This is a genomic window from Paraburkholderia sp. (assembly GCF_004298475.1).
Classification (GTDB): Bacteria; Pseudomonadota; Gammaproteobacteria; order Burkholderiales; family Burkholderiaceae; genus Paraburkholderia; species Paraburkholderia denitrificans.
Genome location: NZ_SCRP01000038.1, coordinates 1 through 13,342, shown reverse-complemented (window position 1 = coordinate 13,342; position 13,342 = coordinate 1). Strand labels below are relative to the sequence as shown.

Annotated in this window: 12 protein-coding genes and 1 pseudogene; 5 read left to right on the top strand and 8 right to left on the bottom strand. The window is 64.2% G+C overall.

Annotation, left to right across the window (positions count from 1 at the left end; translation table 11 throughout):
* On the top strand, positions 1–86 hold an 86-nt coding region (locus tag EPN59_RS19665), incomplete at its 5' end, for an IS3 family transposase (RefSeq protein WP_293039224.1).
* Positions 87–193: 107 nt separating this feature from the next.
* Here the strand turns inward: EPN59_RS19665 and EPN59_RS19660 are convergent.
* The 6 genes and pseudogenes from EPN59_RS19660 to hemA form a co-directional block, all read right to left on the bottom strand.
* Positions 194–982 carry a class III extradiol ring-cleavage dioxygenase gene (locus EPN59_RS19660; RefSeq protein WP_293039221.1) on the bottom strand — a complete coding sequence of 263 codons (789 nt, stop codon included), beginning with the start codon at positions 980–982 and terminating at the stop codon, positions 194–196.
* Positions 983–1,171: 189 nt separating this feature from the next.
* Positions 1,172–1,795: a UbiX family flavin prenyltransferase gene (locus tag EPN59_RS19655; protein WP_293039218.1), complete on the bottom strand. Its 624-nt coding sequence runs from the start codon at positions 1,793–1,795 to the stop codon at positions 1,172–1,174.
* Between the two features lie 95 nt (positions 1,796–1,890).
* Positions 1,891–2,202 (bottom strand): Grx4 family monothiol glutaredoxin, encoded by a 312-nt coding sequence (grxD, locus tag EPN59_RS19650; protein ID WP_293039215.1) that lies wholly within the window; start codon positions 2,200–2,202, stop codon positions 1,891–1,893.
* A 150-nt stretch (positions 2,203–2,352) separates the two neighbouring features.
* Positions 2,353–3,201 (bottom strand): peptide chain release factor N(5)-glutamine methyltransferase, encoded by an 849-nt coding sequence (gene prmC, locus EPN59_RS19645; RefSeq protein ID WP_293039212.1) that lies wholly within the window; start codon positions 3,199–3,201, stop codon positions 2,353–2,355.
* 44 nt (positions 3,202–3,245) lie between these two features.
* Entirely contained in the window at positions 3,246–4,328 is a 1,083-nt protein-coding gene (prfA, locus tag EPN59_RS19640; protein ID WP_293039209.1) for a peptide chain release factor 1, read from the bottom strand.
* A 234-nt stretch (positions 4,329–4,562) separates the two neighbouring features.
* A pseudogene (gene hemA, locus EPN59_RS19635) lies at positions 4,563–5,828 on the bottom strand (glutamyl-tRNA reductase); the annotation flags it as partial.
* 582 nt (positions 5,829–6,410) lie between these two features.
* On the opposite strand from hemA, the gene EPN59_RS19630 reads away from it, so the two are divergent.
* The 3 genes from EPN59_RS19630 (at position 6,411) to EPN59_RS19620 (ending at position 9,194) form a co-directional block, all read left to right on the top strand.
* Positions 6,411–6,665, top strand: a complete 255-nt coding sequence (locus EPN59_RS19630; RefSeq protein ID WP_293039206.1) for a hypothetical protein — start codon at positions 6,411–6,413, stop codon at positions 6,663–6,665.
* Positions 6,666–6,741: 76 nt separating this feature from the next.
* On the top strand, positions 6,742–8,556 hold the full coding sequence (locus tag EPN59_RS19625; protein ID WP_293046646.1) for an aminopeptidase P family protein: 1,815 nt from the start codon (positions 6,742–6,744) through the stop codon (positions 8,554–8,556).
* A gap of 14 nt (positions 8,557–8,570) precedes the next feature.
* The gene (locus EPN59_RS19620; RefSeq protein WP_293040063.1) at positions 8,571–9,194 is read left to right on the top strand and encodes an HAD-IA family hydrolase; all 624 of its coding nucleotides are present in this window, start codon (positions 8,571–8,573) and stop codon (positions 9,192–9,194) included.
* 151 nt (positions 9,195–9,345) lie between these two features.
* Here the strand turns inward: EPN59_RS19620 and ettA are convergent, their stop codons facing one another.
* On the bottom strand, positions 9,346–11,013 hold the full coding sequence (gene ettA / locus EPN59_RS19615; protein ID WP_293040065.1) for an energy-dependent translational throttle protein EttA: 1,668 nt from the start codon (positions 11,011–11,013) through the stop codon (positions 9,346–9,348).
* Positions 11,014–11,418: 405 nt separating this feature from the next.
* Positions 11,419–12,111: a phosphatase PAP2 family protein gene (locus tag EPN59_RS19610; RefSeq protein ID WP_293040067.1), complete on the bottom strand. Its 693-nt coding sequence runs from the start codon at positions 12,109–12,111 to the stop codon at positions 11,419–11,421.
* A 529-nt stretch (positions 12,112–12,640) separates the two neighbouring features.
* Here EPN59_RS19610 and EPN59_RS19605 point away from each other — a divergent pair.
* Positions 12,641–13,123: a hypothetical protein gene (locus EPN59_RS19605; protein WP_293040069.1), complete on the top strand. Its 483-nt coding sequence runs from the start codon at positions 12,641–12,643 to the stop codon at positions 13,121–13,123.
* Positions 13,124–13,342 lie beyond the last annotated feature (219 nt).

Below are 13,342 nucleotides of genomic sequence, written 5' to 3'. Positions count from 1 at the left end.
TCCACTACTACAACCACGAGCGCATCAAGCTCAAACTAAAAGGCCTGAGCCCCGTGCAGTACAGGACTCAGGCCTTGCCCACCTAGCTATTTAACCGTCCAACTTCGTGGGGTCAGTTCACTGAAGCGATTCAGGCGGGTTTTTTCATGCCCGCGCGTGATGCGCGCACGGTGATAGGCGATCGGTGCTGCGCTCAGCTGAATACGTAGTTCGTCATCGCGAGCGCGCGCTGGTAGGTGCCGAGCGACTGGATGCCGAGCGTGTAATCGTCGTCGGCGGCGCCGAGCGCCGTGAAGACCGGCAGCAGGTGCTCGTCGGTCGGGTGCATGAGCGGTGCATGCGGTGCGCGGCGGCGATAGTCGAGCAGGGCGTCGATATCGCGGGCGGCGAGATGCGCTTCGAACCAGTCCGTGAATTCGGCGACGCGCGGATCGGCATCTTCCGGGCGAGCGGAAAAATCCGCTTCGCGCAGGTTGTGCGTGATCTGGCCCGATCCGATCACCATCACGCCTTCGTCGCGCAATACGCGCAGCGCGCGGCCGATGGCGAAGTGATGGGCGGCGTCGGCGCGCGGCTGGATCGACAACTGGGCGACCGGCATATCGGCTTTCGGGAACATCAGCAGCATCGGCACCCATGCGCCGTGGTCGAGGCCGTGCGCCTCCTCGTCGACCGCCACGCCGTGCGCGCGCAGCAGCGCCGCGGCGCGCTGAGCGGTCACGGGCGCGCCCGGCGCCGGATATTCGATCTCATAGAGCGCGCGCGGAAAGCCGTAGAAATCGTGGATCGTTTCGGGCTGCGTCGCGGTGCTGACGGCCGGTTGCAGCGTGCACCAGTGTGCGGACAGCATCAGTATCGATTCGGGGCGCGGGAGATCCGCGGACAGTGCGGCGAACGCGCCCGAAGGCAGCGACGGGTCGATGGGCAGCGTAGGCGCGCCGTGCGACAGGAAAACGGTGGGCAGGCGGGAAGCGGTGGTCATGATCGCGGGCCGCGGCGAGGCGGCGGTAAAGGTTCTATGCCGATCAATATAAATGCGCGCCGTTGCGAATTAAACGTGCCTAAAGAGAATTGATCGTCTACCCGTTGTTGATAATCGACGGGAGTGACAGTGGGTGTGACAGTGGGTGCGGCAGCGGGCGCGAAGCGATGGAAGGCGGGCGGGGCCGCGTCAGTCCGCGCTGTCGCCGAGCCCTTGCCATACGGGCGAGAGCGTGGTGCCGAGCCCGAACAGGTCGAGTACGCGCGCGACGGTCTGATCGACCATTTCGTCGATGGAGGCCGGCTTGTTGTAGAACGCGGGCAGCGGCGGAAAAATGATGCCGCCCATTTCGGTCACCGCCGTCATGTTGCGCAGGTGCGCGAGGTTGAACGGCGTTTCGCGCACGAGCAGCACGAGGCGGCGACGCTCCTTGAGCGTGACGTCGGCTGCGCGGGCGATCAGGTTGTCCGAGAGTCCGTGTGCGATGCTCGCGAGCGTTTTCATCGAGCACGGCGCGACGATCATGCCGTCGGTCGCGAACGAGCCGGACGCAATGCTCGCACCGACGTCCCGCACCGAATGCACGACGTCCGCGCGGGCGTGGAGGTCGTCCTTCGCGAGCTGCAGTTCGTGCTGGATGTTGAGCCAGCCGGCGGAGGAAATCAGCAGATGGGTTTCGACGCCGCCCAGGTCGCGCAGCTTGTCGAGGATGCGCACGCCGTAGATCGCGCCGGTTGCGCCGGTGATCGCGACGATCAGTCTGCGCGGAGCGGCTTGTGGGGCGGCTTGGCGAGCAATGCGGGGAGCGTTCACGAACGGGCGGGGCGCGTCTGAAGAAGCAACAAGCGAACCGGGAAGCGGCGCGCGAGGCCGGGACGGCCGGCGGAGGGCCGCCGTCCCCGAGGCGCTTAGGCCTGGGCGAAGAGCTGCTGCAGTTCGCCCTTTTCGTACATCTCCATCATGATGTCCGCGCCGCCGATGAATTCGCCCTTCACGTAGAGCTGGGGAATGGTCGGCCAGTTCGAGAAATCCTTGATGCCCTGGCGGATTTCGTCGTCGTCGAGGACGTTGACGGTCTTGAACTTGTCGAGGCCGCAGGCGTTGAGGATTTGCACCGCGCGGCCCGAGAAGCCGCACATCGGGAATTGTGCGTTGCCCTTCATGAAGAGGACGACGGTGTTTTCATCGACGATCTGCTTGATGCGTTGTTGGGTGTCCATGACTGACCTTGCAATGTTTGGATGCGGAACAGGTTGAAATGATAGCGGATTTCGCCGTTGCCAGCGGGCGTCCGACCGCGTCCTGTAGGGGCAATCGGGCGGTTCGCGGCGCTTGTGCGTCGTGCTTGCGCTGTGCCTGCGTCGTGCTTTTCAGTCCGGCAGGCGCGCGCCGCTGATGCGCTCGATGCCCGCGAGGTCCTTGTGCGAGCGTGCATCGGCGAAACCCTGCGCCGACAGTAGCGCACGCACAGCCGACGCCTGGTCGTAGCCGTGCTCGACCCACAGCACGCCGCCGGGCGTGAGACGCGCGGGCGCCCCCGCGACAATCGCGCGCAGGGCGGTCAGGCCATCGGCTTCGTCGGTGAGCGCGCCGCGCGGCTCGAAGCGCAGGTCGCCCTCGTCGAGATGCGGATCGCCGCTCGCGATGTACGGCGGATTGCTGACGATGACCTCGAAGCGCAGCGACGGATCGAGCGTGTCGTACCAGCTGCCCGCGACAAACACGAGTTCGCCGCCCGGCCGCTTTGCGTCGAGCAGGCGCTGCGCGTTGCGCTTCGCGACGGCGAGCGCGGCCGCCGAGCGGTCGACGGTCCAGATGCGCGCGTCGGGCCGCGCCGAGGCGATTGCCACGGCGATTGCGCCGCTGCCGGTGCCGAGATCGAGCACGCGCGGCGCGATGAGGCCGTCGAGGGCCGCGAGCGCCGTTTCGACGAGAAGCTCGGTTTCCGGGCGCGGAATCAGCACATCGGGCGTGACGTCGAAATCGAGGCCGTAGAATTCGCGCCTGCCGATGAGTTGCGCGACCGGTTCCCCCTGCGCGCGACGCGCTTCGAGCGCGCGATACGCGAGAACCTGCGCGCTATCGAGCGTTTCGTCGCCACGCGTGATGAGTTCGGTGCGGCGCCAGCCGAGCACGTGCATGAGCAGCACGCGCGCTTCCAGCGCGGGGAGCGGCGAGGCGCGCAGCAGAGCGTCGGCGGTGACGGCGTTCGGGTTCACGTATGCGGATGCGGATGTGGATGTGGGTGCAGATGAGACCTGCGTCAGTCGGCGTCGCCGAGCGAGGCGAGCTGCTCGGCCTGATGCTCGGAGACGAGTGCGCCGATCAGTTCGTCGAGATCGCCGTCCATGATCGATTCGAGCCGATACAGCGTGAGGTTGATGCGGTGATCGGTGAGGCGCCCTTGCGGGAAGTTGTACGTGCGGATGCGCTCCGAGCGGTCGCCCGAGCCGACGAGGCTCTTGCGCGTCGCCGCTTCCTTCGCGTGCTGCTCCTGGCGCTGCTTGTCGTTGATGCGCGCGGCGAGCACCTTGAGCGCGCGGTCCTTGTTCTTGTGCTGCGAGCGGTCGTCCTGGCACTCGACGACGATGCCGGTCGGAAGGTGCGTCACGCGCACCGCCGAATCGGTCTTGTTGATGTGCTGGCCGCCTGCGCCCGAGGCGCGGAAGGTGTCGATGCGCAGATCGGCGGGATTGATCTCGACTTCGCCGATCTCGTCGGCTTCGGGCATCACCGCGACCGTGCACGCCGACGTGTGGATGCGGCCCTGCGTTTCCGTCGCCGGCACGCGTTGCACGCGGTGCCCGCCCGACTCGAACTTGAGCTTCGAATACGCGGCCTCGCCCGCGATCCGCACGATCACTTCCTTGTAGCCGCCGAGGTCCGATTCGCTCGCCGACATCATCTCCGTCTGCCAGCGGTTGCGCTCCGCGTAGCGCAGGTACATGCGCAGCAGGTCGCCCGCGAACAGCGCCGATTCGTCGCCGCCCGTGCCCGCGCGGATTTCGAGGAATACGTTGCGCTCGTCGTTGGGGTCCTTCGGCAGCAGCATCTTCTGCAGATCCATCTGCAGCTGCACCATGCGGTCGCGCGCGCTTTTCACCTCTTCTTCGGCGAATTCGCGCATCGAAACGTCCGCGAGCAGGTCCTTCGCGGCCAGTTCGTCGTCCTTGGCCTGGCGCCATTGCGCATAGTGCGCGACCACCGGCTCCAGTTCCGCGTGCTCGCGCGTGAGCTTGCGGTACTGGTCGCGGTTCGACGTCACATCGGGACGGCTCAAAAGATCGTTCAGCTCGGCCAGACGCGTAGTCAGCTGGTCGAGCTTCAATTGCATGCTCGTTTTCATCGGGCGGCTCGGAGTTGTCTCCGGAAAGTCGTGCGAGGGGAAATGGAAGAGCGGGCTGTAAGCCCGGTCGCGGCGCGTGGGGAACGCGCCGCCTGGCGGATCGCGCCGCTAACGGTCCGAAGAACCGGACGATTCAGACGTGGTGTTCGCCGCGCAAGAGGCGGCAGGCGCGGCCTGGGTGTCGCGTGCTTCACGACCCGGCTGGCTCGCCTGGCCGGATTGGCCGGATTGGCCGTGCCGGTAGAAACCGCTCATCAGTTCGATGAGCGAGTCGCGGTCTTCGCCGTTCGCGTTGTTGAGCGCGTGCGTTGGACCGTGGATCAGCTTGTTCGTGAGCGACTGCGAAAGCGCTTCGAGCACCGCCGCCGGATCGTCGCCGCGTGCGAGCAGCTTGCGTGCGCGCTCGAGTTCGGCGCGGCGCAGCGCATCGGCCTGGGTGTGCATGTGACGGATGACCGGCACGATGCTGCGTGCGTCGAGCCACTGCATGAAATTGGCGACGCGCGTCTCGATGATCGTCTCGGCCTGTGCGACGGCGGCCTGGCGCGAGGCATTGCCTTCGCGCACGATCGTGCCGAGGTCGTCGACGGTGTAGAGGAACACGTCTTCGAGCTTGCCGACTTCGGGTTCGATGTCGCGCGGCACGGCGAGGTCGACCATGAAGATCGGACGGTGGCGACGCGCCTTGACGGCGCGTTCGACCGCGCCGAGGCCGATGATCGGCAGCGTGGACGCCGTGCACGACACGATGATGTCGAACTCGTGCATGCGCGCGGGCAGATCGGAGAGCGGCATCGAGTTGCCGCCGAAGCGTTCGGCGACGTAGTGGCCGCGCTCGGCCGTGCGGTTCGCCACGACGAGTTCGCGCGGCTGGTGCGCGGCGAAGTGCGCGGCGCATAGCTCGATCATTTCGCCCGCGCCGATGAACAGCACGCGCTGGCTCGAAATTTTCTCGAAGATACGCTGTGCGAGGCGAACGGCGGCGGCGGCCATCGAAACCGATTGCGCGCCGATTTCCGTCGTGCCGCGCACTTCCTTCGCGACGGCGAAGGTGCGCTGGAACAACTGGTTCAGATACGTGCCCAGTGCGCCGGCCTCGGTGGCGGTGCGCACGGCAGTCTTCATCTGGCCGAGGATCTGCGTCTCGCCGAGCACCATGGAATCGAGCCCCGACGCCACGCGGAACGCATGGCGCACCGCTTCGGACTGCGGCAGTGCGTAGACGTGCGGTGCGAGATCTTCTGCGCGGATGCCGTGGTACTGCGAAAGCCAGTGGATGGCGGCGTCGCGTGAAGCGGTGTCGTCGCTGGCGCAGTAGAGCTCCGTGCGATTGCACGTGGAGAGAATGGCTGCCTCAGGCGCGCTGATCGCGCGGCGGCCCGACCACGCTTCCTTGAACAGAGCGAGCGCGGGCTTGATCTGTTCGAGCGGAAACGACACGCGTTCGCGCAAGGCGACAGGCGCAGTGTGGTGATTGATTCCGATCGTTAGAAGCTGCATACCATGGAGCGAGAATTTGGTCGTCATTATAGCTTTTCCTCGCATTCTGTAAGGGTAGCAGCGCGAACCGTGATTTCCCGGCCTGGCGGCGGCCGTCCTTCGGGTTGGCAGATCATTTTATCCGTTGATAATCAGGTAGTTACGGCGCATTGAGAACTCGAACGGAGTGGGCCGCGCACCTGTAATGTACACGTTTTAATTCGCGCGGCTGAACGTCGCGGAGCGCAAATTCCGGCGATTCTGATGATTTATATGCGGTTGTACCCGGCAAAACGGGGTGCGATTCTCCTGCGTCCAGGGACAGGTCCTCGCGTACCAGTCAAACCGGCAATCGCATAGCAGACATTCCGCGGCTAACTGCGGCGGCCGGCTGCGCGGCAATCCGGCCGCGCTTGCCTTGCGCTATCCCGCCCCCTACACTCATCCGCTACGCGGGAAGCGCCGAGCTGACCGGTTCCCGGCCAAAACCAGGCCAAAACCGGCCAAAACCAGCCAATGCTTTAGAGACATGTCAGTCCGCACGATGCGACGGCCCAATCCGCCTGATCCGTACTTTCCGACTTTCGCGAGGACCCGCCACTGATGGGCTGGCCCGGCATTGTCGTCATCGGCGTCGTGGTCGGCGCAGCAGGGTGGTGGCTGCATCCGATGCGCGCGCGGGCACACGGCTGCTTCGCGCTGGCCGTCATGGCAGGCGTGCTGGGCGCCGGGTTCGCACGCGTCGCCGGGCGCGTCACCGGGCTCTTCCATGACGGCGAACTGCTCGAATGGCCGGTATGCACGGCGTCGGCGCTGGTTTTCGTGGCTGTGGCCGTCGCGCTGCGCGTGCGCCGCTGAATGCCGCTCTTTTGCTCACAGTGACCGGCAGCCATCCCGCCGCAGTCACGAATAATTTCTTCTCGCAGGTGAAATCATGAACGCCCGACTCCCCGAAAACTCCACCATCCCCGAGCGGATCGCCGCGCTGCGCGCCGCCATGACGCGTGCGGGCGTCGATGCGGCGCTTGTCCCGTCCGCCGATCCGCATCTTTCCGAATACCTGCCGCCGCGCTGGCAGGGCCGCCAATGGCTCTCGGGCTTCACGGGCTCCGTGGGCACGCTGGTCGTGACGAAGGACTTCGCGGGCGTCTGGGTCGACAGCCGCTACTGGGTGCAGGCCGAGAATCAGCTTGCGGGCACCGGCGTCGAGCTGATGAAGATGACGGGCGGCCAGCAGACCACGCCGCATGTCGAATGGCTCGCGCAGAACCTGCAGGCGGGCGGCACGGTCGCGGTGGATGGCGCCGTGCTCGGCGTCGCCCCGGCGCGCGTGCTGTCCGACGCGCTCGGCGCACGCGGCGTGACGCTGCGCACCGATCTCGATCTGCTCGATGAAGTGTGGCCCGCGCGTCCCACGCTGCCCGTCGGGCCGGTCTACGAGCACACCGCGCCGCACGCCGACGCGGGCCGTGCCGGCAAGCTCGGCCAGGTGCGCCGCGCGATGCAGGAAAAGGGCGCGCAGTGGCATTTCATTTCCACGCTCGACGATCTTGCCTGGATCTTCAACCTGCGCGGCGCCGATGTGACCTACAACCCGGTATTCGTCGCGCATGCGCTGATCGGGCCGGATCGCGCGACGCTCTTCGTCGCCGAGGGCAAGGTGCCCGACGCACTCGCGCAATCGCTCGCGCGCGAGGACGTGCACCTCGCGCCGTATGCGCAGGCCGCGTCGGCGCTTGCCGCGCTGCCCGCAGGCGCGACGCTGCTCGTCGATCCGCGGCGCGTGACGTTCGGTTTGCTGCAGGCGGTGCCGTCGGCGGTGAAGCTCGTCGAATCGATCAATCCGAGCACCTTCTTCAAGTCGCGCAAGACATCCGTCGAAGCCGAACACGTGCGCGCGACGATGGAGCAGGACGGCGCGGCGCTCGCCGAATTCTTCGCGTGGTTCGAACAGGCGCTCGGCCACGAAACCATCACCGAACTCACCATCGACGAAAAGCTCACCGCCGAGCGTGCACGCCGGCCGGGCTACGTTTCACCGTCGTTCGGGACGATTGCGGGCTTCAACGCCAACGGCGCGATGCCGCATTACCGCGCCACGCCCGAATCGCACAGCGTGATCGAAGGAAACGGCCTCCTGCTGATCGACTCGGGCGGCCAGTATCTCGACGGCACGACCGACATCACGCGCGTCGTGCCCATCGGCACGCCGAGCGCGGAGCAAAAACGCGACTTCACGATTGTCCTCAAGGGCACGATGGCGTTGTCGCGCGCACAGTTTCCGCGCGGCGTCCGCTCGCCGATGCTCGACGCCATCGCGCGCGCGCCGATCTGGGAGGCGGGCGCGGACTACGGCCACGGCACCGGGCACGGCGTCGGCTATTTCCTGAACGTTCACGAGGGCCCGCAGGTGATCTCGCACTACGCGAGCCCCGAGCCGTGGACCGCGATGGAAGAGGGCATGATCACGTCGATCGAACCGGGTCTCTACCGGCCGGGCAAGTGGGGCGTGCGCATCGAAAACCTCGTGCTGAATCAGGCGGCGCAAAAGACCGAATTCGGCGACTTCCTGAAGTTCGAGACGCTCACGCTCTGCCCGATCGACACGCGCTGCATCGATTTGACGCTGTTGCGCGACGACGAGCGCGCGTGGCTCAACGCGTATCACGAGACGGTGCGGCGGCGCGTGTCGCCGCATGTCTCGGGCGCGGCGCTCGCGTGGCTCGAAGCGCGCACGCAACCGATCTGACGCGGACGGCGGCGATGGCGATCAAGGCAGTGGTGTTCGACTTTGGCGGCGTGCTGGTGGACTGGAGCCCGGAATATCTGTATCGCAAGCTGATTCCCGACGACGCCGAGCGGCGCTGGTTCTTCACGCACGTTTGCACGATGGACTGGGTGATCCGCCAGGACGGCGGTCAGCCGATTGCCGAGGGCACGGCGGACCTCGTCGCGAAGTTTCCGGCGTACGAGCCGCTGATCCGCGCGTTCTACGCGCGCTGGCCGGAGATGATCGGCGGGCTGCTCGAAGGCGGCGTGGCGACGTTCGACCGGCTGGAGGCGGCGGGCGTGCCGCTTTTCGGCCTGACGAACTGGTCGGCGGAGACGTTTCCGTGGGCGTGGGAGCGTTACGACGTGCTGCGGCGCTGCCGCGATATCGTCGTGTCGGGGCGCGTGAAACTCGTGAAGCCCGATCCGGCGATCTTTCACGAGATGTTCCGCCGCATCGAGGCGCAACTGCCGGGCATTGCGCCCGCAGAACTCGTCTTCATCGACGATAACCGCCACAACGCCGAAGCCGCCACGGCGCTTGGCTGGCACGGCGTGCATCACACGAGCGACGCCGCGACCGATGCGCGCCTGCGCGATCTGGGCCTGCCCGGTTGAGCTTCGCCTGACCCGCACCGCGAACCGTGCGGCAAGCGGTAGCGAGCGGTGCCAAGCGCGGGCAGGCTCGCGAGCCGCACGTCGATGCGACCGGGGAAAATCCGATGAAACGGTGCGTCCGCCGCCTGCGCGGCAGCGGACGCCTTCGCACTTAGCGGCTGATCGGCTTGTAGCGCAGACGCTTCGGACGCGCGGCTTCCTCGCCGAGGCGCTTGATCTTGTCGGCCTCGTACTCGTGGTAGTTGCCGTCGAAGAACGTGACCTGCGAGTCGCCTTCGAACGCGAGGATGTGCGTGGCGATACGGTCGAGGAACCAGCGATCGTGCGAGATCACCATCACCGAACCCGCGAATTCCAGCAGCGCGTCTTCGAGCGCGCGCAGCGTTTCGACGTCGAGGTCGTTCGACGGCTCGTCGAGCAGCAGCACGTTGCCGCCCGCGATCAGCGTCTTCGCGAGATGCAGACGGCCGCGCTCGCCGCCCGACAGGTTGCCGACCACCTTCTGCTGATCCGAACCCTTGAAGTTGAAGCGGCCGATATAGGCCCGCGACGGCGTTTCGTACTTGCCCACGGCGAGGATGTCCGCGCCGCCCGAGATTTCCTCGAACACGGTTTTGCTGCCGTCGAGCGCGTCGCGGCTCTGGTCCACGTACGCGAGCTTGACGGTCGGACCTTCCACGATCTCGCCCGAATCCGGCTGCTCCTTGCCGGTGAGCATGCGAAAGAGCGTCGATTTGCCCGCGCCGTTCGGCCCGATGATGCCGACGATCGCACCCGCCGGAATCTTGAAGCTCAGGTTGTCGATGAGCAGGCGGTCGCCGTACGACTTGCTGACGTTCTTGAACTCGATGACCTCATTGCCGAGACGCTCGCCGGCCGGAATGAAAATTTCCTGCGTTTCGTTGCGCTTCTGGTATTCCTGGCTCGACAGTTCCTCGAAGCGCGCGATACGCGCCTTCGACTTCGCCTGACGGCCCTTCGGATTCTGGCGCACCCACTCCAGCTCCTTCTTGATCGCCTTCTGGCGCGCCGATTCGCTCGATTCTTCCTGCTTCAGGCGCTCTTCCTTCTGGTCGAGCCAGCTCGAGTAATTGCCCTTCCACGGAATGCCGTGGCCGCGGTCGAGTTCGAGAATCCACTCGGCGGCGTTGTCGAGGAAGTAGCGGTCGTGGGTCACGGCGACGACGGTGCCCGGGAAGCGCGTGAGGAACTGTTCGAGCCACTCGACCGATTCGGCGTCGAGGTGGTTGGTCGGTTCGTCGAGCAGCAGCATGTCGGGCTTTTCGAGCAGCAGCTTGCACAGCGCGACGCGGCGCTTCTCGCCGCCCGACAGGTTGGCGATCTTCGCGTCCCACGACGGCAGGCGCAGCGCGTCGGCGGCCACTTCGAGCTGCTGCTCGGGGCTGCCGCCGTCCGACGACGACAGAATCGCCTCGTATTTCGCCTGTTCGGCGGCGAGGGCGTCGAAGTCGGCATCGGGTTCCGCGTAGGCCGCGTAGATTTCGTCGAGCTTCTTCTGCGCCTGGAATACGTCGCCGAGACCGTCTTCGACCGCTTCGCGCACGGTCTTTTCCGGATCGAGCTGCGGCTCCTGGGGCAGATAGCCGATGTTGAGATTGGGCATCGGCGTGGCTTCGCCTTCGATGTCCTTGTCGACGCCGGCCATGATCTTGATGAGCGTCGACTTGCCCGAGCCGTTCAGGCCGAGCACGCCGATCTTCGCGCCCGGGAAGAACGACAGCGAGATGTCTTTCAGGATCTGGCGCTTGGGCGGCACGATTTTGCCGACCCGGTTCATGGTGAAGACGTATTGGGCCATGAGAATTCTTTTGGAAACGGGGAAAAATGGAGCGGGACGCTCGCGCGTTACTCAAGCCTTATTCAGACCTTGAGCGGCGAAACGTCCCGGCAAAGCTCTACCGTATCAAGAGGCGAGCGACAGGCTCGCCCGGCGCATAGTCGGGTTTTGATACGGATTCGACGGCGCGACGGAATGTCGATGAATCTGTCAGCGAAGTCGTTGGCGGCTATTATCGCATCCCGGCTCGACCGTCTTCCCGGCAGGGCGCGTGTAACGAACGGCTGATTGTGATTCGTTCGGATAGTGTGTCGAAAAGTCGAACGGGCAGCGAAAGCAATCGATGAAGAATGAGTTTATTGACGATTGTTTCGCTGGTGAGTGTTCAATGCCGGTTGTCGTCGGCGCAGTGCTTCACATTCCGCCTCACACCGCTTTCACCATCGAATGGAAGAGCTGGAGAAGTTCGTCGAACTGCGTAACGAGCTCGAAACACACGAGAAACGCGAGCATCGATGCCGGCCCGGGAAAGCGCATCGCCCAGCGCAGAGCGGGCGATGCGGTGCGTTTGCGGACCGGATCGCGCGTCATGACGTAGGTGATCGCCACACCGATGGCTGCGCCCGCAATCAAATCGGTCGGGTAGTGAAAGCCGAGATACGCGCGCGGCAAACAGATGAATAGCACCGTGTACAGAATCGCAATCATGCCGATTCGCCGCCAGATAAGGAAAATCCCCATCGAAATCGCGATCCACAGCATTGCGTGATCGCTCGGAAACGAACTCCAGCTGCTTAGCGTGGCTTCGCGCAGCGACTCGGAGGCGAAATGCAGATGCAGGTCCGGGTTATAGATGGGCCGCACGCGAAAGGGCAGAAAATGTGCCAGCAAGCGCCCCACTGCGAGCGCGATCAGACCGCTCGCCACCGTGGCAATCGTCATTTCACGCTGCCACTCGCGTTTCGCGCCTGGCTCGAACCAGATCCACCACAACAGCGGGATCAGCAGAAAACCCTTGAATGTATAGAGTCCCGCAATCACCCGGATCGTGTGATTGAGCAGCGGGGCGAGATGGATTTGTGTGAGGAATCCCAGAATGACGGTATCAAAGCTGGTCATTTGTTGTGAGCCATTCCGATGATTTGATTCATGAGAGAGGCGGACGAGAATGCCAATCCGGGCCGCGTTTGATCGTAGGGTTCAAATCAGCACGCATGAGTAAAGAATCGAAAGCAAGTGTAAATAGCGCGTGCGTCCGCCCGGTTAGGGGCGGAACGTTACGACTATGCGCTTGGGGAAGTGGCCTTTCGATGGCGTAAACGTTGGTCACACATCGTTTCGTTTTCAAACGAGGTGTGGGGGATGCGTGGGTGGGGAGAAAACGGTCGGGATCGGACGTTTACTCGAACCACAACGCCAATATGCGGATGATGGCTTCGCCCCAACAACGGATTTTCGGCCGCCGGGAATACCCCGTTACATCGTGAAGCGGCTGGAGTGGCTGGAGTGGCTGGAGTGGCTGTACTGATCGTGAGCCGACGGGTGCTGACGCACATACACACCTGTTTTGTGGCTGTTAGCTGTCGACTTATGCCGCAACGGTTGTTCGCCGCTGGAAACGGATTGTGTCGTAGGGGAGAAACGACTCATGAAGCACCCACTTGTCATCGGACTCGCACTGCTCCTTGTGGCGTGTGGAACGGCGAGAACCGTGGTACTGGAGCCGGCCAGGAATCATGACCGATTTTCGGGGGTCGAACTCGTCGAAAGCGAGGCAACGGTGACGGTGCCGCCTGAAGTAACCGCGAAAATGCGATCAGTCATCGAAAAAGGGCTGTATGAGAATGGCGCCTTCACGCGTGGAAAAGACTTGCGAATCGTCTACACAATTGTTTCCAACAATCCTGGGAATCAGTTTCAACGCTGGTTGTTAGGCGGTATTGGCAATGCTGGGGAAGGTTCACTCGTCGTCATGGTGCGCTACCTCGATACGACCGATACCGAGTTGGCCAAGACCGAGGTCGAAGGGAAGATTGGTAGCGGTTTCTTCGGCGGATCATACGAAGAAGCTGTCACGAAGGCAGGCGAGGATATCGTCAAATATACGATCCAGAACTTCGGTTCGCATTGATGCCTGCTTCTGCAGGCTGTTGAATCTCCTCTCGGAATAGCCCTTGCCAGCCGTCTCTTCCTCCCGGGAATTCCGCGAAGAACCATAAAAAAGCCCGCGAATGAACTGCACCCCAAAAGTTGGACGCCGATCCAGCCTTTGGGGTGTTTTTCATGACGAAGTACGATGAGCGGTTCAAACAGAAGCTGGTCGACAGGCACCTGCGTGATGGGGTTGGCC